23 protein-coding genes, 3 tRNA genes and 1 pseudogene are annotated in these 22,730 nt (G+C 61.3%); 15 read left to right on the plus strand and 12 right to left on the minus strand.

What is annotated here, in order from left to right; genetic code table 11:
* Positions 1–134 precede the first annotated feature (134 nt).
* Positions 135–620 (plus strand): DUF2231 domain-containing protein, encoded by a 486-nt coding sequence (locus PVE73_RS15470; RefSeq protein WP_277363104.1) that lies wholly within the window; start codon positions 135–137, stop codon positions 618–620.
* A 64-nt stretch (positions 621–684) separates the two neighbouring features.
* Here PVE73_RS15470 and PVE73_RS15475 read toward each other — a convergent pair whose 3' ends face one another.
* Positions 685–1,044 (minus strand): SPW repeat protein, encoded by a 360-nt coding sequence (locus PVE73_RS15475; protein ID WP_277363105.1) that lies wholly within the window; start codon positions 1,042–1,044, stop codon positions 685–687.
* 393 nt (positions 1,045–1,437) lie between these two features.
* Positions 1,438–1,782 carry a hypothetical protein gene (locus PVE73_RS15480; protein ID WP_277363106.1) on the minus strand — a complete coding sequence of 115 codons (345 nt, stop codon included), beginning with the start codon at positions 1,780–1,782 and terminating at the stop codon, positions 1,438–1,440.
* Between PVE73_RS15480 and PVE73_RS15485 the strand changes: the two genes are divergently transcribed.
* The 6 genes from PVE73_RS15485 to PVE73_RS15510 all read left to right on the plus strand — a co-directional run bounded on the left by PVE73_RS15485 (position 1,781) and on the right by PVE73_RS15510 (position 6,120).
* Positions 1,781–2,572 (plus strand): LuxR family transcriptional regulator, encoded by a 792-nt coding sequence (locus tag PVE73_RS15485; protein WP_277363107.1) that lies wholly within the window; start codon positions 1,781–1,783, stop codon positions 2,570–2,572. The two genes, PVE73_RS15480 and PVE73_RS15485, sit on opposite strands and share 2 nt — an antisense overlap.
* 185 nt (positions 2,573–2,757) lie before the next feature.
* A complete protein-coding gene (locus PVE73_RS15490) occupies positions 2,758–3,003 on the plus strand; it encodes a hypothetical protein (protein ID WP_277363108.1) in 246 nt (81 codons plus the stop codon).
* 129 nt (positions 3,004–3,132) lie between these two features.
* Positions 3,133–3,780: an acyl-homoserine-lactone synthase gene (locus PVE73_RS15495; protein WP_277363109.1), complete on the plus strand. Its 648-nt coding sequence runs from the start codon at positions 3,133–3,135 to the stop codon at positions 3,778–3,780.
* 38 nt (positions 3,781–3,818) lie between these two features.
* The gene (locus PVE73_RS15500) at positions 3,819–4,025 is read left to right on the plus strand and encodes a hypothetical protein (protein WP_277363110.1); all 207 of its coding nucleotides are present in this window, start codon (positions 3,819–3,821) and stop codon (positions 4,023–4,025) included.
* Positions 4,026–4,109: 84 nt separating this feature from the next.
* Positions 4,110–4,463 carry a hypothetical protein gene (locus PVE73_RS15505; protein ID WP_277363111.1) on the plus strand — a complete coding sequence of 118 codons (354 nt, stop codon included), beginning with the start codon at positions 4,110–4,112 and terminating at the stop codon, positions 4,461–4,463.
* 640 nt (positions 4,464–5,103) lie between these two features.
* Positions 5,104–6,120, plus strand: coding sequence for a hypothetical protein (locus PVE73_RS15510; RefSeq protein ID WP_277363112.1), 1,017 nt, complete (start codon positions 5,104–5,106; stop codon positions 6,118–6,120).
* Positions 6,121–6,182: 62 nt separating this feature from the next.
* On the opposite strand, the gene PVE73_RS15515 is transcribed toward PVE73_RS15510, so the two are convergent.
* Positions 6,183–6,256: transfer RNA gene (locus PVE73_RS15515), tRNA-Gly, on the minus strand.
* A 206-nt stretch (positions 6,257–6,462) separates the two neighbouring features.
* Between PVE73_RS15515 and PVE73_RS15520 the strand changes: the two genes are divergently transcribed.
* On the plus strand, positions 6,463–7,587 hold the full coding sequence (locus PVE73_RS15520; protein WP_277363113.1) for a hypothetical protein: 1,125 nt from the start codon (positions 6,463–6,465) through the stop codon (positions 7,585–7,587).
* A gap of 5 nt (positions 7,588–7,592) precedes the next feature.
* Here the strand turns inward: PVE73_RS15520 and PVE73_RS15525 are convergent, their stop codons facing one another.
* The 3 genes from PVE73_RS15525 to PVE73_RS15535 all read right to left on the minus strand — a co-directional run bounded on the left by PVE73_RS15525 (position 7,593) and on the right by PVE73_RS15535 (position 10,345).
* Complete coding sequence (locus PVE73_RS15525) at positions 7,593–8,891, minus strand: surface lipoprotein assembly modifier (RefSeq protein WP_277363114.1); 1,299 nt, start codon at positions 8,889–8,891, stop codon at positions 7,593–7,595.
* Positions 8,892–8,954: 63 nt separating this feature from the next.
* The gene (locus tag PVE73_RS15530; RefSeq protein WP_277363115.1) at positions 8,955–9,917 is read right to left on the minus strand and encodes a transferrin-binding protein-like solute binding protein; all 963 of its coding nucleotides are present in this window, start codon (positions 9,915–9,917) and stop codon (positions 8,955–8,957) included.
* A 343-nt stretch (positions 9,918–10,260) separates the two neighbouring features.
* A tRNA-Tyr gene (locus tag PVE73_RS15535) sits at positions 10,261–10,345 on the minus strand.
* 196 nt (positions 10,346–10,541) lie between these two features.
* Here PVE73_RS15535 and PVE73_RS15540 point away from each other — a divergent pair.
* Entirely contained in the window at positions 10,542–11,372 is an 831-nt protein-coding gene (locus PVE73_RS15540; protein WP_277363116.1) for an RNA methyltransferase, read from the plus strand.
* Here the strand turns inward: PVE73_RS15540 and mgtE are convergent.
* Positions 11,367–12,799 (minus strand): annotated as a pseudogene (mgtE, locus tag PVE73_RS15545) (magnesium transporter). The gene PVE73_RS15540 and the pseudogene mgtE sit on opposite strands and share 6 nt — an antisense overlap.
* Positions 12,800–12,960: 161 nt before the next feature.
* Complete coding sequence (locus PVE73_RS15550) at positions 12,961–13,734, minus strand: SDR family oxidoreductase (RefSeq protein ID WP_277363117.1); 774 nt, start codon at positions 13,732–13,734, stop codon at positions 12,961–12,963.
* 129 nt (positions 13,735–13,863) lie between these two features.
* Between PVE73_RS15550 and PVE73_RS15555 the strand changes: the two genes are divergently transcribed.
* The gene (locus tag PVE73_RS15555; RefSeq protein ID WP_277363118.1) at positions 13,864–15,666 is read left to right on the plus strand and encodes an adenine deaminase C-terminal domain-containing protein; all 1,803 of its coding nucleotides are present in this window, start codon (positions 13,864–13,866) and stop codon (positions 15,664–15,666) included.
* Positions 15,667–15,722: 56 nt separating this feature from the next.
* Here PVE73_RS15555 and PVE73_RS15560 read toward each other — a convergent pair whose 3' ends face one another.
* Entirely contained in the window at positions 15,723–17,441 is a 1,719-nt protein-coding gene (locus PVE73_RS15560) for a catalase (RefSeq protein ID WP_277363119.1), read from the minus strand.
* A 428-nt stretch (positions 17,442–17,869) separates the two neighbouring features.
* Here PVE73_RS15560 and PVE73_RS15565 point away from each other — a divergent pair, with 428 nt between their 5' ends.
* From PVE73_RS15565 to PVE73_RS15575, 3 genes are all read left to right on the plus strand, one after another.
* Positions 17,870–18,292 (plus strand): hypothetical protein, encoded by a 423-nt coding sequence (locus PVE73_RS15565; protein WP_277363120.1) that lies wholly within the window; start codon positions 17,870–17,872, stop codon positions 18,290–18,292.
* A 465-nt stretch (positions 18,293–18,757) separates the two neighbouring features.
* Positions 18,758–19,432 carry a BA14K family protein gene (locus PVE73_RS15570; RefSeq protein ID WP_277363121.1) on the plus strand — a complete coding sequence of 225 codons (675 nt, stop codon included), beginning with the start codon at positions 18,758–18,760 and terminating at the stop codon, positions 19,430–19,432.
* Positions 19,433–19,550: 118 nt separating this feature from the next.
* Positions 19,551–20,072, plus strand: coding sequence for a DUF6790 family protein (locus PVE73_RS15575; RefSeq protein WP_277363122.1), 522 nt, complete (start codon positions 19,551–19,553; stop codon positions 20,070–20,072).
* 45 nt (positions 20,073–20,117) lie between these two features.
* On the opposite strand, the gene PVE73_RS15580 is transcribed toward PVE73_RS15575, so the two are convergent.
* Positions 20,118–20,468 (minus strand): amphi-Trp domain-containing protein, encoded by a 351-nt coding sequence (locus PVE73_RS15580; protein ID WP_277363123.1) that lies wholly within the window; start codon positions 20,466–20,468, stop codon positions 20,118–20,120.
* Between the two features lie 131 nt (positions 20,469–20,599).
* A complete protein-coding gene (locus tag PVE73_RS15585) occupies positions 20,600–20,782 on the minus strand; it encodes a CsbD family protein (protein ID WP_277363124.1) in 183 nt (60 codons plus the stop codon).
* A gap of 230 nt (positions 20,783–21,012) precedes the next feature.
* Here PVE73_RS15585 and PVE73_RS15590 point away from each other — a divergent pair, with 230 nt between their 5' ends.
* Together PVE73_RS15590 and PVE73_RS15595 are read left to right on the plus strand one after the other, a co-directional pair.
* Positions 21,013–21,177: a hypothetical protein gene (locus PVE73_RS15590; RefSeq protein ID WP_277367472.1), complete on the plus strand. Its 165-nt coding sequence runs from the start codon at positions 21,013–21,015 to the stop codon at positions 21,175–21,177.
* Positions 21,178–21,332: 155 nt separating this feature from the next.
* Positions 21,333–21,761, plus strand: coding sequence for a hypothetical protein (locus PVE73_RS15595; protein WP_277363125.1), 429 nt, complete (start codon positions 21,333–21,335; stop codon positions 21,759–21,761).
* Between the two features lie 727 nt (positions 21,762–22,488).
* Here PVE73_RS15595 and PVE73_RS15600 read toward each other — a convergent pair.
* A tRNA-Leu gene (locus tag PVE73_RS15600) sits at positions 22,489–22,573 on the minus strand.
* Positions 22,574–22,730 lie beyond the last annotated feature (157 nt).

Consider the following 22,730-nt stretch of genomic DNA (forward strand, 5'->3'; position numbering starts at 1 on the left):
CGTAAACCTTTACCCCGAGACTCAAAATCCGCTTCATTTGGAGATCTGACGGTCGCCAACCGCCACCTGAGGAGAGGAACCAATATCGCCGCTCCTGATTGAGGTAGGCAGACCTGATCGCCAGGAGTTGCAGAATGACGGATCGTGAACTTCTGGGCATCGCCAGCACAGCCAAACTGGGCGGCCATCCCATTCATCCAATGCTGATTCCATTTCCCATCGCTCTGTTCACCGCGGTTTTCGCGAGCGATCTCGCATTTTGGGCCACGGCAGACACCTTTTGGGCGGATGCGTCATTGTGGCTTCTTGGAGCGGGCCTCGTGATGAGTGCCGCAGCTGCGGTCGCAGGGTTCACTGATTTTCTCGGCAATCCTCGTGTCCGCGCGATCAGCGATGCCTGGCACCATATGATCGGTAATGTCGTGGCCGTTACGTTGGCGTCGGTCAGCTTTATCTTCAGGATCGCAACCGGCGCGGATTGGGCTGTACCATGGGGCTTGGCGCTCTCGGCAATCGTTTTTCTCCTGCTTGTCTTCACAGGCTGGAAGGGCGGAGCGCTGGTTTATCAACACAGGGTGGGCGTACATCCTGAAGCGGAGTTCGAGGATCGTATAACGTAAGCACTCGTTGAGGTGAGACAGCTTACCGCGCAATGGGAAGGTCTCGTGGCGAAAGCCGCGATGGCTAAGCTCGCGGCCGGCCTGGTTGTCGATCAGTTGAAGCTGCGGTCACCACTTCGATGATGCCGACCACCAAATGAGGCCAGATGATTTGGTCTTGGAAACCGAAAAGCCACGGCGACGAAGCGAGAACGATCCCGCCGATGACATCCAAAGCCAGATGAACGGGCATTGAAATAACCCGTATGACACCCAATTCGTAGTTGGTCAGCAAACTGTAGACGATCACGCCCAGTCCAAGGACGACGGGCACCCATTGCGCCGCCCCGCCATTGGCAAATCCAAGCAGCCAGGGCGCCACAATGAGCAGTATCCCTACGAGATAATCGAGAACACCATGAATACGGGTTGGGATAAATTGCATCGGTCCCTCCATAAATGCGAAACACCCACAACTTGGAGAGGAGCCTCGTGTTCCCCCCGACGCGCCGACGATCTGGCCAGCTTGCGATGTCCAGCACATGACCTCCGATGCCCTCTCGCAGGGCGGAAAGGCATCGCATGAACAAGCTTCGAGGAGGCGGGGCTCCTGAAGCCTACCAACGCTAGGGTTGAATTCGGTCTTGCATTTAAGAAAAATTGTGCGTTTAATCTGCTACGGGGCATTAAAGGGGGACTTTGATCTGCGGTCGCGTAGTAGCGCGCACGGTCTTAAAAGTAATGGTTGAACGTGGCTCTGTGCTTGTCTTCGGCGTGCCTTCCTGCACGCTGCGCAATCGTTTCGACGCAGCTTCTGGTCAGCGCGATACTGCTGCCGCTAAGGCAGATGACTGTCATCACGCGGCACAGGCTTCACACGGTTTGCGGTAAGCTTGAGATAGACTTCGACCCAAAAGCGTGCCTGGTCGGCCGCTTCAATATCCTGAGGGGCTTTTCGCTCATGCCTAAGCGCCCTCTTCAGGGCGACGATGCCAGCTTCGACCTTGTGGGCCTCCATCGTCGCCTCGGCTGCATCCAACACAAGGTCTTCGCGTTTACGCCGGGCGAGCTCGGCGGCCGAGAACAAAACTTGCAATCTCTTATCGGGCATCAGACTAGACTTTCTCACACCTGAAACAACTCCATACCAACCAAGAGTTGCGCACGAGTTGGTGGAAATCATGGCATTTTATCCAAGTTTGAGAGTAGAGGGGGACGTGATGAGTAGAGAGACCAAGGCGATGAGCGAGGAATCCGACACCAGGCTGGACATCGCAAGGCTATCTTCCGCAGAACTCGCGGTCGCCAAGATCAGGGACGCATTCGACCTGCATCACGTCACCTTCCATCTCGGCTATACACCGATCGGCCCGCTCGACGCACCATATGTAAAGAGTACTTATCCCGCTGAATGGCTCACCCGGTACCTTATCAAAAGATATCTCACGATCGACCCGGTCGTTCAGGAAGGCTTTCAGCGTCGGGTGGCTTTTGACTGGACGGAGATTGAGGTAGCGCCGGACGTGCTTCCTTTCCTGGAGGACGCCCTGGCGCACGATGTCGGCCTCAACGGCTATTCCATTCCTACGGTTGACGGTGAGAACAGGCGCTCCCTGACGTCGATTACTTCCAACAAGAACCGAGAGGAGTGGGATAGCTTTATTTCCGCAAATGTCGACGAGCTTCAGAGACTCGCCCTCGAGCTCCATCGGATGGCCATTGCAGAGTTATTCGGGACGGACCACCCGTTTCCGCGCCTCACGCGCCGCGAGATCGAGTGCCTCGCGCTCGCCGCCAGAGGAAATGATGGCAATGTCATAGCTCATCTGCTGGGAATTTCGGAGTCCACCGTCCGCTCATATCTTAAATCGATCCGGCAAAAGCTCAGCTGCGCATCCATCACGGAGGCGGTTGCCAAAGCAACACAGTACCGTGTGATCCTGTGGTCTCAGATTGCCGAGACGCGGCAATGATGACACAGGATCAGATGCTGCGGTCCTTTGCGAACTCGCGAGGGGAACAACTTGAGACGACGCGCAGGAACGCGATCAGCAGTTGTGCCGGGACAAGCTGCAGGAGCTCCTGACCTTTATCGAGCACGATGCGCGGCGGCCGACGCACCCGGCGCCAAGGGGAGCGCCTTGCCGCCGAGAACCGAGTGCGGGCGGCACCCTCGACGGTCTGGCTCTTCCTCGACCGGCGCGGCATCACATTCAAAAAAGACGGCGCACGCCTGCGGGCAGCAGCGCCCGATGTCTTGCGCCGCCGCCTAGCCTGGTTCGACGGCCAACTCGATCTCGACCCGTGTGAAAAAGCACATGCCCCGTTAAATGGTTGGTGCGCGAATCCGCCAGAAACAACTGAAACAACGCGCGATAATGCCAAGATAAACATCTCTGAATAGGTTACGCGCACCCCCAATTTTGAGGTATCTCTCTTTGGGACTCAACTTTGCTCCGCCACGATTGGGAATTTTCTTTCAATAATACTCGGTTCAACCTCCCTCCCGACTTCAACATCGGATGGAGGTACAATGTTTACGACCATAGAACCGGCGCACTACGGCCAGCGCAAAAACATCGTGGGCGAGATGTTCAGGCTTAGGAAGCAGGTCTTTCATGACATGCTTGAATGGGATGTGCCCATCCAGGGAGAACACGAGCGGGATTGCTACGACGATCTCGGCCCCGTTTACCTGGTGTGGTGTGATCCTGAATGGACGACGCTCTATGCTTCGCTACGGCTGATGCCCACGACCGGCCCTACCCTCCTGAGGGACGTATTCCGGAACACGATACCAGACATCGCCGCGTTGTCCTCGCCGAGTATTTGGGAGGCCACTCGGTCGTGCGTTCATGCCGCCAATCTGGCGCGAGACTTTCCGGGGGTAGTTCCCGGCACAGCTTTCGGGCTGCTCCTGCTCGCGACCGTCGAATGCGGTCTCTCCTACGGGATCGAAACCATCGTGGCCAATTATGAGCCGCGTCTGAAACGTGTCTACAAGCGCGCCGGGGCCTCATTCGACGAGCTCGGCCGAGCTGACGGCTTCGGCAAGCGGCCGGTCTGCTGCGGCGCGTTCGAGATATCGAGGCACGTCGCCGCCACGATGCGCAGGAGATTGGGGATCTATGAGCACATCTTCTCGCGTCCCTATCCCGTCCCGCAGCCGATCGCAGCCTGACCGAAGGCCAACAGAACAGTCATGTAAGGAGTTGAGTGATGTGTCCCGTCAACATTGCGGCTGCGAGCCGCGCAGATCTGATGCAGATTCCGACACGAGATCTGATCGTAATGCACCTTTTTGAGGCACGTCGCCTGGCGGCTCATATGAAGCAGGAGATCGATACAAGGCTTTTCGCCTATATGATCGAGATGGCTGCCGAAGTCGCTCAGGAGGGGCGTATTCGACAGCCTCAGCAATCCTGAGTGCCCGAGCAATTGCAGGTAGCCGTCCTCGCTCATTCCAGCGCATGCGGTCGGCAGATATTCCGATGCAGAGGATTCTCGAATATGTCGCAGTTTGAAAAACCAATCACAATCAGGTACCGGGCCGCCGATGTATCGCCGCCAGTGGCGGAGGGCGAGATGGAGACCTTTATCGTTGCGGTCCGTTCGTTGCGTGAGGGAGGGACCGTCTGTTTTGCCGCCGACTATCTCAACAGGTTTCCACTCTGGTGCAGCCCGCCAAGTGTTCCGGGGATCGCGGATCGGTTGCATCCGCGGGTGTATATTGAAGATTGCCATGCCACCGGGTGGTTCGATCACATTCCCGACGAGGCAAACGGCGCAATCATCTCACCAATGTTACTCGCTTCGGACCAGCAACTCGTCGGCTGGTGCCCTGTTGACGAGATGGCGCCATAAGGATCGGTGTGCGCCGTCTTCGCTCCACGAGAAAAAAGCCCCGCCGGCCGGAGTCGACGGGGCGTTCGATGCCAGAATATGCATGTACAAAGAGGAAACGGCGATCCGGTTCTACGGCACGGCACGTTGTGCCCAAGTTCGCGGACAGCCCTCCCCAAGATCATGTGTTGGACCGTCGACAGCTCATCGCTGCGACGTCCCGCGCCTTGGTCGCGAGAGGTTACGAGAAGATGCCCTGCGTCTGGGCTGATGGTCGTGTGGCGCTGGTCGCAACTCGACAGGGACTCGGCACGGCACGCGAGTATCTCGACAAGGCCATTGCCACCGGAAAGGGGCATACCGCTTTCAACCTCGCTACATAGTCGACCTGCTGTCGGCATTTCGCGCCGATGAAGTTACCGCGAAGATCTCCGATCCCAACTCGCCTGTCATAGTCAGCGCCAACCCGGACCTCTGGGGCGGCGTCATCCTCGACGAGAGCTCGATCCTGAAGAGCTTCACGGGCAAGACCACGCGCCGGCTGATCAAAGCATTCGAGCGGACGCCCTACCGGCTCGCCTGCACCGCAACGCCGGCGCCGAATGACCGTACCGAGCTTGGACAGCACTCACATTTCCTCCGCGTCATGGAAGCGCCCGAGATGCTGTCGCGCTGGTTCATCGCCGACCAGACGCAGATGGGCCTGTATCGGCTGAAGAGGCCGGCGGTTCGGCCGTTCTGGGATTGGGTGGCGAGCTGGGCATGCTGTGTGTCCAAACCCTCCGATCTGGGCTTTTCCGATGACGGTTTCGAAATGCCGGCGCTCAATTTGCATCGGCATCTGGTTGCCGCCGATCGCGGTATCGATACCGGCGAGGAGAAGGACGGTCAAATCCGGCTCTTCCGCACGCCCGACATGTCGGCCACGTCCATCCATCGCGAGAAGCGGCTGACCAGCCAGGCGCGCGCCCGAAGGCTTGCGGAGATCGTCTCGGCCGAGCCGGGTGAACCGTGGATCATCTGGGTCGAGACCGACTACGACGCCGATGCCGTTCGTGAAGCCATTCCCGAGGCCGTTGAAATCCGCGGCTCGATGCCGATCGAAAAGAAGGAGGAACGGCTCGAGGCCTTTAGCCGCGGCGAAATCCGCATACTCCTTTACAAGCCCTCCATCTGCGGCTTCGGGGTCAACTGGCAGTACTGCGCGCGCATGGCCTTCATGGGCCTCTCATACGAGAGCTTCTACGGGGCCGTCCGGCGGTGCTGGCGGTTTCGGCAGAAGCGCGCCGTCGACGTGCATGTCGTCTGCGCCGATACCGAGGAGGCAATCTGGCAAGTGGTCAGTCGCAAGGCCGGCGATCACGATGCCACGAAGGCCGAGATGGCATCTGCCATGTCGCGCCCGCCCAGGCATCGAAAGTCCTTCAAAGCTACGCACCTGATACCACACGCTGAAGCACTCGACGCGGATACGGGATTACGAACCGTCGCTCAATCTCATCAGCCGCACGGTCGGCAAGCGGCTCGTGCCGAAGCTCACCGGCAAGGATTTTCGCGGCTGGTATGCGAAATGGGGCACGAAGGGCCGAACGAGGCGCTACGTGCGAAACGACGATCTGGAGAACAACCGGAAAGTCGCCGAAGCACGTTCGAAACTGAGGAAGTGAAACGGCTCTGAAACGCCTGTGAAACGGCTCGTGATGCTCAATCGTAAAACAGCAGGACTTTCAAGAGATTGCCTGGAGCGGGTAGCGGGAATCGAACCCGCATATTCAGCTTGGAAGGCTGCTGCTCTACCATTGAGCTATACCCGCTTGCGAGCGTCTTAGCTAATTGACCGCGTTCGGAAGGTCAAGCCGTGCGACCAGCCCCTGTCGAGCGCCCACGCGATTCCACCGGCCGGCCAGGGTCGCAGTGCGCCATCGAGCCCGCTGAGCCTACCGCAGCGGCATATCCTGCAATTCTAATTGACCGTGCCCATTGCTTGTAGCAACCTTCGTTTCGGGGTCGGGGGACTACAATGCATGGGGAGAGCTACGAAAACGCGCTCGATATCTGCTATGAAGCGGTAGCCTTTCCGGAACTCTGGTCATCGGCTCTGGACAGGCTTGCGCACGCCCTCGGCGCAACCGGGGCCATGTTCTACCCGAAGGATGTCAACGAGAACGCGACCACCGTTCCGTCGTCTTCCGTCTATGGAGGCCTGCTTGAGGACTATGTCGCAGGCGGCTGGTATCTGAATCATTACCGGGCAATCAGAGGCTGGAATCTTTTCCTTTCCAACCGAAAATCCGTGATCATCGAGCACGACCTCGCCAGCGATGAGGAGCGGAAAGGGCTGCCTCATTACAACGAGCTCTATCTCAAATGGGGATTCCCCGGTTTCGCCGCCATCGGCTTCAAGGTGGACGGCGATCCGTGGTGCCTGCCGCTGATCAGATCGCGGCACGAGGGCTTCTTTACCCCGGAGGAGGCTGCGCGGCTCGCAAAGATCACTCCTCACCTCAGACGTATGGTAAAGCTCGGAAACCTCATTGCAAGCGCCCGCAGCGCCACCGGTCTCAGCACATTTGACACGATCGGGCAGGCTGCCCTCCTGCTCGACGGCAGAGGGCGCGTCATCGCCCTCAACGCATGCGCCGAGGAGCTTCTCGCACGGAACGCAGGCTGCTTGCATATCAAGCGTGGCAGGCTGCTTTCTGCGGACGGCAGCAACGATTTGCCGCTACAGTCGCTTGTCGCCGCCGCTGTCGACTGGAGCCGTTCGACAGCCGATACGGAAAAGGTGCTGCCGATCTCGATCGAGCGGCCAGCCAGACTGCCCATCATGGTCGAGGCAATTTCCTCTCCGGCCGTGGTGCGCACGGTATCGCCGAACGCCCATGCAATCATCCTTCTCAAGGATCCAGAGCTTCACGCCATAGGCGATCCCGCGCGGATCTCCAGCCTGCTCGGCCTGACCCCGGCTGAATCGATGCTGTGCCTGGAACTTGCCACCGGTGCCTCGGTTGCGAAAGCCGCCTCCACGCTCGGGATTGCTGAGAGCACGGCCAGGCAGAGGCTGAAAGCTGTCTTCCAGAAAACGGGAGTCCACCGGCAATCGGAGCTGCTGCTTCTCGTGCGCGGACTAAATCAGTCCAGGTGAGCGTCTTAGAACTCCCGTGTCAGCGCGAGCCCGAAATCGTGACTCTCGTACTCGTAGAAGCTGACGTTGGACTTCCTGTCCGTAAATTTATATGTGGCTTTGGGCGTGAAGCCTGCGAAATTCAGTTTCCTGTGCGAGACGCCTGCGCCGATGGAGAAGAGACGGTCCTCGCGGCGATGGTCGGTGGCCGGGAAATTCCCGAGATAGTCCCGCCACTCGAACGAACCGAAGAAGCTCGTCATGAAGCCGCCCCGCCACTCCTTGTCGTATTCCAAGCCGAGGCTGGCGCCATCGTAGTCGAGATGCCGGCGCTGCGTCCGCTCGAACGTCAATCCCAGCCTTGCCGCCAAGGCATCCGATTGTGAAAGGGCCCTGCGGACGGAGAGTCCCGCGATGTGGATATGCCCGTCCCTGTAGTCCTGGTCGACATAGTCCTGAACACGGCTCGACAGGGAGAAAGAGACTGTGTTCCTCTCGCCGACGACCGCTCTGACCCCCGCCGTGATGCCGTAGCGCAACAGGTAGGGATCACCGGCCGCCCATCGGTATTCGACAGCCGGACCTGCGGCCCACGACAGCCTGCCGGCCCGGCGCGACAGCGCGACGGATCCGCCGACCCCGATCTCGTCGCTTTCGGTCGTTTCCGAATATTTCCTGATGTCTGCCCAGCCGGAGGCAACCACCGCATATGACTCGTCGAGGCGGAAGGTCCGAAAGGCGCTGCCACCAGTTCCGGCCCCCACGCCGCTCGCCTTCCTGGAGTCCTCGTCGATGGCGAATACCAGCCCTCCTGCCTCGAAGGTTCTGTTGTGGGTGCCCTTGTTGACGTTTGTCGACGGTAAGAGAGAGAAATAATAGGAAAAGCCATAATCGCGGGAGCCGTCGATCCTGTCGAGATATCTCTCGGCGAGATGCCGGACGGGCGCGTCGTCGGACCCTCGGGCCAGCGCCTGGAAATGATAGGACGAACCGTCCCGGTCGCCTGTTCTCAGAAGTGCCCGGGCCAGTTCGAACCGGGCGGGGGTGAAATTCGGCTCCACGGAAAGGATGAGGCGAAAGATTCTGATCGCCTCCTTGTAATCCTTGTCGCGCATCCTGATGACGCCTTCCAGATGCGCGACGTGGAGGGCAGCGTCGGGTTTTCCTCGCATGATCCGGCGGATGACGGCCCGCGCGCCGTCATCGTCGCCCGCGCGGACAAGGACTGCTATTCTGTCAGCTCCATGTTGCTGGGACCATAAGGGAGCCGCGGCCGATAAAAGCATCGCTGCCGCGGCCCCCAGCGTGGCCAGAACCCTGTGCATGAGGATACCCGCTCCCAAAGCATGCCCGGTGCTGTCGGGCAGGCATGCTTGTCCCCATTTCCGTCAGTTCTGGCCGGCAGAGAAGAAGCCGGAGCCAACCGAGTCCGCGTCGTTGATCGACAGGATGCCGCCGACTTCCTCGCCTGCCTTCCCGTAGAATTTGCCACCATATGTCCCCGAGAATTCGCCGATGTCGGCCACGAAAGCCTGATCACCGGTCAGGGTTCCGGCAAAAGAGTTCCCTTCTATGTCAGCCTCGTTCATGGCGATGGCCCCTGCGACAGGCACGCGATTGCCGGTCCAGGCGTCGTTCACTCTGGCTTCCCTGGTCACGCCGGCGATGTTTCCGGCGATTTTTCCCGCCGCGAAATCTGCGCTCATTTGCACATCGCCGCGATATCTGAGGCGATCGAAACTGTCGCTGCCCTTCTGATAGACGTCGGCTACCGCGTATCCGGAATAGGTGGCGTTTGCCTTGCCCTCGAGGGCGGATGGACGGGTCTCCGTCCCGATGACGGCATAGCCGTTCGTCGTCCCGCCGTCGGTCGTATCCCAAAAATATGTCCAAACCTGGTGGGAATCATATTCGACATTCTGGCCCGAGAGCGCCTCCGCAGCAGACGGAGCGCTCCAGGTGTAGAGTGCGCGCCAGTTGCCGTCCGGCTCCTTTTCGAAGCCGTTCCCGTCGGGCGAGACATCGGCCGCCGCGTAGCTGACGGTTTCACCGCCCAGTGTCACGTCGATCCCGCCCTGATCGTTTCTGGTGATCTTGAACTCGGGAGACGTTGTCTCGACCCAGGCACCATCTTGGTGACGTGCCGCCTGGATCATGTTGCCGTTGTAAGCGGAAAGCGTGTTGCCGCTGGCGAGCGCCTCTCCGACCGTGCCTGCGTCCTCCGCAAACGTGGCATCGTCGGAAAATGCCGGGTCGTCCAGCAGAGACGTGTAACCTCCGCCGCCGCAGGCGCTCAGAAGTAAAGTCGCGAGAAGAGCGGTTGCCCCGCGCAGCCGGTTTCGGTCGATCATGATGGCCCTCCACAGTTGTGCCCCAATATGGAGGGATGGAAAGCCGTCCGCCGGTTTTGCCGCAACTACCATTTGGTAGTCGCAATCGACTTATCGTCTTATTGGTATGGTCACGACCGCGCCATCCGGGCACAGCCCGCGGGCCGATCTGCATGCCTATGGCCGGAGGCTCGACATCCGGGAGGCAACCGACGGCATTGGGCCGGCAGGCTTCGTGCGCTGCGATCCGGGATATGTCGTATCTTGAGCTGAGAACCTGCAGGCCACCGGCAGCCTCACCCAGAGGCTGTCACCCATCTTTCTGGAACGTTCTGCTGCCCGGTTCGGACACAAAGGCGATGGATGGTGGAGGGGGCTGGATTCGAACCAGCGTAGGCGAAGCCAACGGATTTACAGTCCGTCTCCTTTAACCACTCGGACACCCCTCCGCGCTGCTGCATCATGCGCAGGAAGTCATTTGGGAAAAGCGGCGCCGCAGGTCAATGGTCTTCCGTTTTCCGTGTGCGCCTTATGGCCACGACGTTTCTCACTGTCAACAGCGTCAAAGCGCATCGCCGTTGAAAATCGCGTTCAGGTGTCTCTCCGCCATAGGCGCGGGGCGCCGGCTCGTCTATACGAGGCGCCATGAACGACCGGAAGAATAGCGGAACCCCCAAGGACAGCCACTATGCCCGGCTGCGCCGCGCCCATCGCGAGCAGGCGGGATCAGGGCAGCGCCCCGCCACAGACCTGCCGGAAGGGGTCGTGCGGCTCTACGGGCTGCATACCGTGCGGGCAGCGCTCGACAATCCGTCCCGCACGATCCGCCGCATGCTGGTGACGAGGAATGCCGCGCAGCGCCTGGAGATCGGCGATCTTTCCGCCCTGCCCTTCCCGGCCGATCTGGTCGAGCCGAAGGCGATCGATAGACTTGTCGGCGCCGATGCGGTCCATCAAGGTGTTCTGATCGAGGCGGAGGCCCGCTCGCCAAAACCGCTTTCGGCCCTCGGCGACGCGTCTCTGGTGCTCGTGCTGGACCAGGTGACGGACCCGCACAATGTGGGCGCCATCATACGCTCGGCGGTCGCCTTCGGGGCGGATGCCCTGGTGACGACGGCGCGCCACAGCCCGGCCGAATCGGGCGTGCTCGCCAAGGCCGCCTCCGGGGCGCTCGAGCATATCGACCATATCGAGGTGCGGAATCTCGCCAATGCCCTGGAGGAGCTGCACGAGGCCGGTTTCCTCACGGTCGGGCTCGATTCGGAAGGGCCTCAGTTGCTTGAGGATAGCCTCGAAGGCGGGAAGATCGCCCTGGTGCTCGGCGCCGAAGGCAAGGGGCTCAGGCAGAAGACGCGCGAGACCGTGCGCGCGCTTGCGCGGCTCGACATGCCCGGCGCGATTCGCTCCCTAAACGTCTCCAACGCCGCTGCGGTCACGCTCTACATCGCCCGCAAGCGGCTCGCCGGGGGCTCATAGACCGAACCACCAGGTGGCGAGACCGAGAAAGCCGAAAAAGCCAACCACGTCCGTCACCGCCGTCACGAAGACGGAGGAGGCCACCGCAGGATCGGCTCCCACACGGTCGAGCAGGAGGGGGATGAGGATTCCGGCAAGCGCGGCCACGAACATGTTGATGACCATGGCCGCGGCGATGATGACGCCGATATCGGCATTCTGGAACCAGGCTCCCGCCACCAATCCGATAAGCGTGGCGAAGATGATCCCGTTCATTATCCCCACGCCCATTTCACGGCGGATGATGCGACCGGCATTGTAGATGTCGAGGTCCCCGGTGGCGAGCGCCCGCACGGTCACCGTCATCGTCTGCGAGCCCGCGTTCCCGCCCATGCCGGCGACGATGGGCATGAGGACGGCAAGGGCCACCACCTGTTCGATCGTGCGGTCGAACAGGCTGATGACGGAAGCGGCGAGGAAGGCGGTCACCAGGTTGACCAGCAGCCAGGGCACGCGCGAGCGCTCCGCGGCAAGCACGGAATCCGACAGTTCCTCGTCGCCGACGCCGCCCATGCGCAGCAGGTCCTCCTCCGCCTCCTGCGTGATGACGTCCACCACGTCGTCGATGGTGAGAACACCCACAAGCCGGTCGTTCTCGTCCACGACGGCGGCCGACAGGAGGTCGTACTGCTCGAAGATCCGCGCCGCTTCCTCCTGGTCCATGGTGGCGGGGATCGCGTGGCGCGTCTCGCGCATGATCTCCTCGACCTTGACCGTTCGCTGCGTGCGGAGAATGCGGTCGAGGTCGACGGCGCCGACAAGACGGAAGGTCGGATCGATGACGAAGATCTGCGAGAACGAATCGGGCAGGTTCTGGTCTTCGCGCATGTAGTCGATGGTCTGACCGACCGTCCAAAAGGGCGGCACGGCGACGAATTCCGTCTGCATGCGCCGGCCGGCGGTCTCTTCCGGGTAGCCGAGCGACCTGCGCAGCCGCACCCGCTCGGTGAAGGGGAGCTGCGCCAGGATCTCGTCCTGGTCCTGCGGGTCGAGATCCTCCAGGATGTAGACGGCGTCGTCCGATCGAGCTGTTGGACGGCTTGGGCGATCTGCGCGTTGGGCAGGCTCTCGACGATATCGAGGCGGATCGCCTCGTCGACCTCGGTGAGCGCCGTGAAGTCGAACTTGTCGCCCATGAGCTGAACGAGCGCGCGGCGCTGCTCGGGCATCAAGGCTTCGAGGAGGTCACCGATCTCCGATTGGTGCAGCCCGCCCACATCCCTGCGCAGCGTCAGCGTGTCGCGGTCGCCGATGGCGGCCCCTATATGCGCGAGAAAATGCGCCGAGACCGAGCCGTCCTCGCCATAGATGCCACGCTCCGACGCCTCGGCCGGGTTGCCGTGCCACTCTTCGGTTTCCGGCTCGCTCAAGGACGGCCCCTCCTGCATAAAGATGCCCGGCACGCTCACGCGCTTCGCGCCACCTCTAGCGTGCCTTTTGCCGGAACAAAAGCGCGGGATTCGGGAAAGCGCCGGAAAGTCGCCGGACCACGGCAAGTCCGGAAACGGCCGGCTATCCTAGGGGTAGACCAGTCAGAAGGTGGCGCCGATCATGCGCCCTGCCCCCAGTTCATCTCAAGGCCGCCATCGATCGTGAAGCTCTGGCCCGTGACGTAGTCGGCATCCGCGGAGGCGAGATAGAGCGCAAGCCGGGCGATCTCCCAAGGCTCACCGGGGCGATTGAGAGGGATGCGCGGCAGTTCCTCGCGCATCTTCTGCGGATCCTCGGTGCGCTCCACCGTCATCGGCGTGCGCACGAGGCCCGGCGCGATCGCATTGACATTGATACGCAGCGGCGCAAGCTCCAGCGCCAGCGAGCGGGTGAAGGTGACAAGCCCGCCTTTGGCCGCGCCATAGGCGGCGCTCCGCGGACTCGGGATCGCCTCGTGCACCGACGTGATGTTGATGATCTTGCCGCCCCCGCCCTTCCCGCGGCGCAGGCGGATGAACTCGCGGCAGCAGAAAAAGGGGCCGTAGAGATCCGTCCTGACGACCCGGTCGAAGTCTTCGGTCTTCATGTCGGCCACCTCGGCACCGCCGCCGCCCACCCCTGCATTGTTGACGAGGATGTCGGGCGCACCGAGCTCTTGCACGACGGCCTCGAACAGACCTGCAACGCTTGTCTCGTCCTTCACGTCGAGCTGCCGGACAAGCGCCCTTCGGCCCGCCGATTCAACGCGTTTGCGGGTCTCATCGGCGCCCTCCTCGTCCGAGTGGTAGGTCACCGCGATATCCGCGCCGGCCTGCGCAAATGCTTCAGCCATGGCCCGACCCATGCCCGAATCCGAACCCGTGACGACCGCGATCTTGCCTTCGAGGCGCATCCCTATGTCCTCCCGTTGCATGTCCGCCTAACCGCATAGCCACGGGAATGTTCGCGGGGCGGCTTGATCCTTCATTCCGCGAGGGCCATTCTCGCCCTCACGCATCCGTCTCCCATTCGCGAGGTCATCATGAGCACACTCACCCGCTTTTCCGTGCGCCCGCTGGCAGCCATGACGAGGCAGCTTGCCGATGTCGCCTCCGGGCGGACAGAGCCGGATCTGGTGATCAGGGGCGCGCGTGTTCTCTCCACCTATTCGGAGCGTATCCTGCCGGACCGGGAAATCTGGCTGACCGGCGGGCGCATCGCCGCGGTGAAGCCGGCCGGCGCCTATAAAGGGAGTGCGGCCGAAATCCATGATGCCGCGGACGGTCTCGTCGCGCCGGGGCTGGTCGATCCGCATATCCATATCGAATCGAGCATGGTGACGGCCTGCGCCTATGCGGAGGCCGCCCTCCTCAACGGCACCACGACGATCTTCTGCGACAGCCACGAGATCGGCAACGTCATGGATGTGGCCGGCGTGGAGGCGATGCTGGAGGATGCACGCCAGGCGCCGCTCTCGATCTTCCTCACCGTGCCCAGCACGGTGCCTGCAACCTCGCCGCAACTGGAAACCGCTGGCGGCGACCTGACCGCCGGGAAGATCGCGGCCCTCTTCGACAAGTGGCCGGAGGCGGTGGCGCTCGGAGAGAAGATGGATTTCGTGCAGGTGGCCATGGGCGACGAGCGCAGCCACGCGATCCTCGCCGCCGCGCTCCAGCGCGGCCGGCCGGTTTCCGGCCATGTCTACGGCCGCGAATTCGTCGCCGCGTATGCGGCCTCGGGCGTGACGGACACCCACGAGGCGATCGACCGCGAGATCGCCGACGACCTGCTTGAGGCGGGCATCTGGCTCTTCCTGCGCGGCGGCCCGCCCACCACGCCCTGGCACAGCCTGCCGGAAGCGATCAAGACGATCACCGAGCTCGGCGCCTCGCACAAGCGCATCGCGGTGTGCACAGACGACCGGGATGCGGACGACCTCCTGCTCTTCGGCCTCGACTGGGTGACGCGGGAGGCGATGAAGGCCGGCATGAAGCCCGAGCAGGCCTGGGCGATGGGCTCGCTGCACGGGGCCACCCGATTCGGCCTGGAGGGCGAGATCGGCGGACTTGGCGGCGGGCGGCGGGCCGACCTCGTGCTGCTCGACGACGCCTTCAAGCCCGTGAACACCTGGTATGGCGGCGAACTCGTCGTGGAGGACCGGAAGATCACACCGCTGCTCGACGAGGCTCTTTCCAACCCCTACCGCTATCCCGAAGCCGCGTTTCACACGGTGAAGCTGCCGAAGAACGTGAAGCTTACGCCCGACCTGCCGGTGGAAAAGGTCGTGGCGCATGCGATCCGCACCGAGCTCCCCGGCATCACGCTCGGCCATGAGCGGATCGTGCTGGAGCCTGCGAACAACTGGCAGGACCATTTCGACCGGCACGGCCTGTGCTTCGTCACGGTGGTCGAGCGGCACGGGAAGTCGTCAGGCAATGTCGCGCACGGGCTCCTCAGCAACTTCAACCTGAAGCGCGGAGCCGTCGCCTCCTCCGTCGGCCATGACAGCCACAACATCATCGTCGCCGGCACGAACGAGGGCGACATGCAGGTGGCGCTGCGCGCCATCGAGGAGGCGCAGGGTGGCGTCTGCGTCGTGGCGGAGGGCGAGGTGACGGCCATGGTGCCGCTGCCCATCGCCGGCCTCCTTTCGGACAAGCGCGTGACCGCGGTGGCCGAGGAGGTGAAGGCGCTCAAGCGTGAATGGGAGCAGGCCGGCTGCTCCATCCCCTATATGGGTTTCAACCTGATCCCGCTCTCGGTGATCCCGGAAATCCGCATCACCGACAAGGGCCTCGTGCTCGTGCCGGAGATGGAGATCGTACCGCCCTTCGAGGCTGCGTGAACCACAAGGTCGAGGCTCGGCGGGGGTCAGATTTAAACCCGAAGCGGAAGGTATCACTACTCTGCCGCGCGGCTGCTCACGCCTGCCTTGGCAGACGGCAGTCTGCCGGAAATGACGTCATCCGCAGACACCTGCAGATTCTTCACAGAGCTCGTCCACTGACCCCATATCGTTTCGTCGATGGCATCACCATTGTTGCCCAGGCGTTCGAGCCGTCTCTGGTCTTCATCCGTCAGCACCTGTTTCGGCAAAGGTGCAAGATGGCGAATGTCATCCGCCGTGATGCCGATCATGTCGCCGACCCGCTTGCCGTAGTCATCGTGGACAAGGAACAGATGCCAGATCATCCGCTCCTGAACGTCACGCTCACATTGCGCCAGCAGAGTGCCCATGTTGAGAACGAGGTCGTCCCGTTCCCAATCCATCATGGTGCAGTAGCGCCCGCGGGCCTGCATGTAGTCATTGCGCCGCTCGATCACGCTGCGCGTCAGACGCCCCCTGATTTCCGGCGGATTGTTAGGCCCCTGGCGGGCCGCCTCCTCCAACCCGCCATGTATGGAGGGCTCGTAGTTGACGTGCGGGTTTTGCCCGGGCGCGATTTCGCGCCGATACGACATCGTGCCGCCGGACAGGTTCGTCGCGACATCGGCGTTTTTGGCCTGGTTGACCGGCAGTTGGAGATAGTTGGTGCCGACCCGATACCGCTGCGTGTCCGAGTAGGAGAAGGTGCGGCCGACCAGCATCTTGTCATCCGAGAAGTCGAGACCGTCGACCAGCACACCGGTGCCCATCGCGATCTGCTCATTTTCGTTGAAGAAGTCCTCCACGTTGCGATTAAGCGTCATGACGCCGACATGGCGCAGGGGAAAGTCCTTCTCCGGCCAGATCTTCGTGTCGTCGAGTGGATCCCAGTCCAGTTCGGGATGGTCGTGGTCCTCCATGATCTGGACATACATATCCCACTGCGGACAGTCGCCGCGCTCGATCGCTTCATAAAGATCCTTGGACGCGGAACCCAGGTCCTTGCCCTGCACGCGCTCGGCTTCCGCCGCGGTCAGGCTCGCGATGCCTTGGCGAGGATGGAAGTGGTACTTCACCAGCACCGTCTCTCCCTGCGCGTTCACCATCTTATAGGTGTTGACGCCGAATCCCTCCATATGGCGGTAGCTCGCCGGAATGCCGCGCGGTGAGAACAGGTGCGTCAGCATGTGCATCGATTCCGGCGTCTGCGACATGAAATCGAAGATCCGGTTCGGCTCCTGGCGAAATGTCATAGGATCCGGCTTCAATGAGTGGATCACATCGGGGAACTTGATCGCATCGCGGATGAAGAAGACCGCCAGATTGTTGCCGACCAGGTCCCAGTTGCCGTCTTCCGTGTAGAACTTCACCGCGAAGCCGCGCGGGTCGCGCGCGACTTCCGAGGAGTCGCGTCCCCCGATCACCGTCGAGAAGCGGATGGCCAGCGGCGTCTTCTTGCCCGGTTCCTGGAAGAGCTTTGCGCGTGTGTATTTGGACGCAGGCTCGTCGCCTATATTGCCGGTGGCCTCGAATTCGCCATAGCAAACGAACCCCCGTGCATGCACCACCCGCTCGGGTATGCGCTCACGGTCGAAGTGGGTGATCTTCTCGAGAAACGGGTAATTCTCGAGGGTCGCCGGCCCCCGACTGCCAACCGTTCGCTGGGATTGGTTGTTCGAAATCGGGTGTCCCTGCCTGTTGGTGAGGTTCCGACCAGGCGAGCCCTGCTTCAGCGGTTTGTCGCTCTCGCTCATTTCCGAGGTCCTCATTTAGGGCCGAGCCCGTGGTCTTCGGCTTCGGCCTGACATGGCACATACGCGACGACTCGCTCCATCCGCGATCGCACCGTCCGACCGCACATCTACGATCGTGAGATCATCGCCTTCCATCTTCTTCGAGGGAGGCAGCGATTCCTGCCGTTAAAACCACGCCGCGCGTCATCTGTTCCCCGCGGCAAGGCTTCCAACCCGATGAAGAATGAAAGAATGGCCGGCCGGCCCGCGCGACAATTGGCGTTCCGAACAGATCGCGAGCACAGCAGACGACGATCCGCTGTCAGTTCGCGGTTGCGGCCTCATCCAGGGCGTCGACCGCCTCTTGAGGCATCTCCTTGTCGGTGAGCGCCATGTGTGGTTTCCTTCGATGAATTTCGCCGCGACTGATTTCACGAGGAATGCGTTAAATGCCGAAATTTCCAACGCTGTTTGTCGCGATCGGCCTGTCTGTCGGCGCTCTGCAAATCCCGCAACATGCGGTGGCGGCGGATCCATGCGGAGGCGTCGATACAAAGCTGACGTCGCAGCGCAAATCTGAGTTTGCCAAGCTTGTCGCCAAGAGCCTCGACCAAAACATCAGGCCCTCTCGGGTTGACGTCCAGGAGTTCATGCAATCGGGCACATGGACGGTCGTCTATGCCGAGCTTCCGGTTGCGGACCCAGGCTATTTTTTCTTCGATGCCTCGTCCGGCAGACCGGTCTTCAAGGAAGTCTGGGGTGGCGTCGCAGAGAAGGGTGAAGCGCCCGAGATTGCAAGGTGGGCGAGAGACCTCGGCGCGAACAAGGCAATCTCGTCCTGCTTCGCCGATACGGTTGCCGTGGCTGAGTAGCTCTCGTCCGTCCGCCGCCCCGATCTGGTTGCCGGCCGGCGACTTTCAAAACTCTGGTCTGGCCCGCCAGCCGAGTGGAACACCTCCTCCCTTCCGGTGATTGGGGCGCACCAACAAGGAGGGACGAAATTGCCAGAGCCATCGTCGGGCCCGGAGGACGCGATCCTGCTGATAGTGATTGCTATCACAGTAACGGCTGCAGCTCTGCTGGTCAGCCTGTAGTTTTGCCGCGCGCTTTCCATATATCTGTGGTAGAGTGCTCATTTCAGTGAGTGGTGAGTGTCATGCGTAGAGTTCGGCCCGAAGACGGACTTCTCGTTATCTCCGTGCTCGCGATACTGGGCGCAGTTGCCCTGCTGTTGTGAAGTTTGTCCTTCGGCATTGACCCTGTCTCCCTCCACCCGAAGGGAACCACCCGTCGCGCGCGCTGTTTTGGAAGCTGAGGCAAGAACCAGGACGCGCAGCATGAAATACCTACTCGCCTTCGTAAGCGGTTTCTTTCTGACGGGCATCGTTTTCGTGAGCGGTGCGGCCCTCGCCGTTGTGTATCTGACCGCCGAGCCGGTACCTGTTCGTCCCTTCTATGCAAGTGCTTCCGGACCGTGGACCAGCGAGCCCGTCAGGGTCGCCGCCAATGTGGAGCCTGCTGCGAAGCCCTCGCGAGCTGACGCACCGAAAGCGGAGACGGCGATGCAAGCGCGGTTTGCGTCCAGACCTCGAAGCGACGGGATCAAGGCCGAGCAGGTGATCGACCCGGTAACGACGGCCTCGATCGCGCCGGAGCAATCCCCGCGACCTGTGCCAAGCCCAGCGCACATTGAATGGTGTTCGGAACGATACCGCTCCTATGACGCCGCCGACAACATGTACAACGCCTACAGCGGGGAGAGGCGCGAGTGCGTTTCCCCGTTTTCCAAGACCATTGAGCGCGCGGATTTCGCCCGGAAGGCGACGAGCACGACCAACGCATCGGCGGAAGGCTCTTCCGCCGATGCGAATGAACCGTTCCCCGGCGAGGACCAGCGCGCCTATCTCGAGCCTGAACATGTTCGGTCTTGCTTTGCCAGGTACCGTTCGTATCGGCCAGAAGACAACACATACCAGCCTTACGGCGGCGGCCCGCGCCGGCAGTGCGAATGACGCCCACCTGCGGACGGCGCTGTCCCGAAAGGGCCCGCTATGCCACAGTTCAGGCTTCGGGCAGGCCGGCGATTCAGGAGCTGGCAGCCTGACAAACTAGGATTGTGCGGAGGGCGCCGTGGAACAACTGGTTGCATTCCTGCTGAGCAATTTCACGCTCACATTCCTCATCATCGCCGCAATCGCGACCGCGATCTCACAACTACGACCAAGGGCGGCGGGGCATCCATCCCTCGCGGAGTCGGCACTGGCATATTATTCCCTCTTCGCGATCGGCTTCACGTTTCTCTACAACTTCGTGATGCACGTCTTTCTCGGAGACCTCGCCGCATCCTTTATCGGATGGGAAAACAGCCCGTTTCAAGCCGAGGTGGGATGGGCGAGCCTTGGGTTCGCCGTGGTCGGTTTCCTGGCATTCAAGGGCGGCTTCGAAATGCGACTGGCCGCTGTTGTCGGTCCGGCCTGCTTCCTCTTGGGCGCGGCCGCAGGGCACGTCTACCAAATGGTCACTGCCGGCAACTTCGCGCCGGGGAATGCCGGCGTGATTTTCTACACCGACATCTTCGTGCCTCTCCTTGGCGCTCTCCTTCTCTGGATGCGCTACGGCACAATGAGTCGCACATCGAGCATCGCGAGTTAGGAGTCTTCAGGCCTCCATTCGCGCCGCCGCCGGGAGGGAATGGTGCTATTTCGCGGACCACTTGATCTTAAACTCGATCTCTTCCTCGCCGCCTTCTCGCTCATACTCGATGTTGTAGACGGCGTCCGCAGGGATCGACACCATTTCTCCGGCAACTTGGAGCTGGAATCGCTTCCCCTCCTCCAGGGCATCGGCAAGCTCCCGAATCTTCTCGATGAACTGCGGGAGCGGATAGTCTTCTTCGATGTCTCTACCCGGCTTGTGTCCTCGGGCGGCACTGTCGCCGTCATCGTCCACCGTCTTCGCATTTTTGCTGCTCTCGGACCGCTTCAACTGATGGTCGATCGCTTCCGGTGAGCCCTCGGCGGGGTCATCAGGATGTGGGTTGGTTGGCATGGTGCTTCCTCCATCTGGAGGGCCCAACCATCGACCTGCGGCATGGTTCCCCCGAGGAACGCGGCGGCCGGTCTGGTCCGAAGAGCACCGCCGAGGTCGATCGCATGCTGCGCGAAAAGCGCAACTGCGATCTACTTTTTCAGGGCATCCCTCACGGCGTCCTTGGCCTTGCCGACGCCCTTCTGGACCTTCCCTTCGGCCTTGTCAGCCTTGCCGTCGGCGCGCAGGTTTTGGTCACCGGTGGCCTTACCGGCCGCTTCTTTCACGCTCCCCCGCATCTTCTTCGCCGAACCTTTGGCTTCATCCTTATGCATCTTGCTCTCCCAGTTCTCGCCGGCAGCAACACCGGGCATCTTCAAACAAGCGGCGAGCCCAAAAGTTTCGGAAATTCGTTAGGGAGGACTCAATATATATTCCGGCATCCTGGAGAGCCCCTTCGGACAGGACGCCGAGCTTCGGGTCCCTAGCCGGCGAGGTCACGGGAGGCCTTTCCGACGTCTTCTATCTCTCTATCACTTGCTACACGACGCTGGGGTTTGGCGAGATCTACGCCGCCGGGCCGACGGGGATCGTTGCGGCACTGGAGGGATTGAATGGCCTCGTCCTCATCACCTGGCTACGCGTTGACCGCCGGTCTGTGGATGCGCCGAAGAAGCGGCTGAAAGAGAGCCCATATTGCATCAGCAGGCCTTTTCGTTCGCTGTCCTGACCTGATTGCAGGCCCGCGTGATGGGCAACCCATCCCGTTGCCCCCCGAATGCCGAGCTTGCGAGTTTCTTTGCTCCAGCGGTTCACATGGCAGCCGTGGTGGGTTACGCTCCTGTTGCAAACGGAAAACTTCCGTGAACAACAAGGGGAAAGACAATGCCAAGCTTCATGCAAAGCTGGGAGGCTTATCGGCCGTCGAAAGCAGTCTGGCTGTGGTCATGTGTAGGCACTGCCGTGGCAACCATGATTGTCGGGTTCACCGTTGGCGGCTGGACCACAGGCGGCACGGCGACTGAAATGGCTCAACAGGCACGGTCCGATGCTCGCGCGGAACTCGTCGCCAGTCTCTGCGTCAACAAGTTCATCACCTCTGCGAATGCCGAGCAGAATCTCGCCAAGCTGAAGGAAGCTAGCTCCTGGGAGCGCGACGATTTCATTAGCGAGGGCGGCTGGAGTCAATTCACCGGCTTGAAGGAGCAGGTGGAAGACGCCAATGATCTCTGCGCAGACCAGTTGGTCGCCATGGAAGAATTGCCGGCACGGGCGGATTCGCCAGTTGCTCAGCCGGCAAGAACCGAGGGCTGAGCTCGCGGCGGATGGCCCGCGCCGGGGAATGGCGCGGGCTTGTCGCCATGACGCAGGATTGAACAGATGCAAGCGCATTTGACGAGACGGTGCGGTGCCGTTTGTTTCGCGATCGTCATTGCATCCGCAACGCCAGCGCACGCAGATGCAAGAAAATGGGTCGCCGTTGACGGCCTGAAGAGATACACTTGCCCATCGCTCGAGTGTGGCGTTGTTGGCCGCTTCTTCTTTCGGGAATCGCTGATGGTCTTCGAAACGACCAAGGGATGGTCGCGCGTCTCAAATCACAAAACCGCAGGCTGCTTTGATGGAAAGTCCTTGTACGTAGAGACGGGACCCAGCGTATGCTCACGCGAGAACGGGATCGCGGACGGTAAATTCTCGGAGTGGGTCAGGTCCAAATTCTTGGTCAGCGAGCCGCCGCTCGATCCGATGAGGCGATCTGCTGACACCAAAGGAGAAGGTTAGTCTCAGGCCCCTCCTGCTTCCGCTTCTTGGCTTTGCGCCGCCGGCGTACTTCATTGCGCATCTGCGCCTATGAAAATCTGCTGGCCGTTTCAGGGTTTCAGGCAACATCCCCATCCAGCAATTTTCGTGGTTCTGCAACACCGAGTTCGCATGAAATACATGCAAGAGCCACGGCCTTCGCGGCGCCGGCCGGACGGCGCACGCCCGCACCCCGTATTTTGATGAAGAATCAATATCTTGGAAGTGCAAAAAGAAGAAATGGTGCGGTCGAGAAGACTCGAACTTCCACGGGTTGCCCCACAGCGACCTCAACGCTGCGCGTCTACCAATTCCGCCACGACCGCACGGAAAGAAGGCCGGCAATCACCGGCAGGGGGGCATGTAGCAAATCACCCCTGGCGAAACAAGCCTGCCGAATGCAAATATGCAAAAAGAAAACAACGCCGCAGCGCCTGCCTCGCCCTCTCGACTTCCTGCCTTCCCGGGGCCATAGAAAGTGCG

Source organism: Chelativorans sp. AA-79 (assembly GCF_029457495.1).
Classification (GTDB): domain Bacteria; phylum Pseudomonadota; class Alphaproteobacteria; order Rhizobiales; family Rhizobiaceae; genus Chelativorans.

Coding starts and splice junctions, on each gene's coding strand:
- PVE73_RS15470 (WP_277363104.1), top strand. CDS start 135: ATGACGGATCGTGAACTTCTGGGCATCGCCAGCACAGCCAAACTGGGC.
- PVE73_RS15475 (WP_277363105.1), bottom strand. CDS start 1,044: ATGCAATTTATCCCAACCCGTATTCATGGTGTTCTCGATTATCTCGTA.
- PVE73_RS15485 (WP_277363107.1), top strand. CDS start 1,781: ATGGCATTTTATCCAAGTTTGAGAGTAGAGGGGGACGTGATGAGTAGA.
- PVE73_RS15480 (WP_277363106.1), bottom strand. CDS start 1,782: ATGATTTCCACCAACTCGTGCGCAACTCTTGGTTGGTATGGAGTTGTT.
- PVE73_RS15495 (WP_277363109.1), top strand. CDS start 3,133: ATGTTTACGACCATAGAACCGGCGCACTACGGCCAGCGCAAAAACATC.
- PVE73_RS15500 (WP_277363110.1), top strand. CDS start 3,819: ATGTGTCCCGTCAACATTGCGGCTGCGAGCCGCGCAGATCTGATGCAG.
- PVE73_RS15505 (WP_277363111.1), top strand. CDS start 4,110: ATGTCGCAGTTTGAAAAACCAATCACAATCAGGTACCGGGCCGCCGAT.
- PVE73_RS15510 (WP_277363112.1), top strand. CDS start 5,104: ATGCTGTCGCGCTGGTTCATCGCCGACCAGACGCAGATGGGCCTGTAT.
- PVE73_RS15520 (WP_277363113.1), top strand. CDS start 6,463: ATGCATGGGGAGAGCTACGAAAACGCGCTCGATATCTGCTATGAAGCG.
- PVE73_RS15525 (WP_277363114.1), bottom strand. CDS start 8,891: ATGCACAGGGTTCTGGCCACGCTGGGGGCCGCGGCAGCGATGCTTTTA.
- PVE73_RS15530 (WP_277363115.1), bottom strand. CDS start 9,917: ATGATCGACCGAAACCGGCTGCGCGGGGCAACCGCTCTTCTCGCGACT.
- PVE73_RS15540 (WP_277363116.1), top strand. CDS start 10,542: ATGAACGACCGGAAGAATAGCGGAACCCCCAAGGACAGCCACTATGCC.
- PVE73_RS15550 (WP_277363117.1), bottom strand. CDS start 13,734: ATGCGCCTCGAAGGCAAGATCGCGGTCGTCACGGGTTCGGATTCGGGC.
- PVE73_RS15555 (WP_277363118.1), top strand. CDS start 13,864: ATGAGCACACTCACCCGCTTTTCCGTGCGCCCGCTGGCAGCCATGACG.
- PVE73_RS15560 (WP_277363119.1), bottom strand. CDS start 17,441: ATGAGCGAGAGCGACAAACCGCTGAAGCAGGGCTCGCCTGGTCGGAAC.
- PVE73_RS15565 (WP_277363120.1), top strand. CDS start 17,870: ATGCCGAAATTTCCAACGCTGTTTGTCGCGATCGGCCTGTCTGTCGGC.
- PVE73_RS15570 (WP_277363121.1), top strand. CDS start 18,758: ATGAAATACCTACTCGCCTTCGTAAGCGGTTTCTTTCTGACGGGCATC.
- PVE73_RS15580 (WP_277363123.1), bottom strand. CDS start 20,468: ATGCCAACCAACCCACATCCTGATGACCCCGCCGAGGGCTCACCGGAA.
- PVE73_RS15585 (WP_277363124.1), bottom strand. CDS start 20,782: ATGCATAAGGATGAAGCCAAAGGTTCGGCGAAGAAGATGCGGGGGAGC.
- PVE73_RS15595 (WP_277363125.1), top strand. CDS start 21,333: ATGCCAAGCTTCATGCAAAGCTGGGAGGCTTATCGGCCGTCGAAAGCA.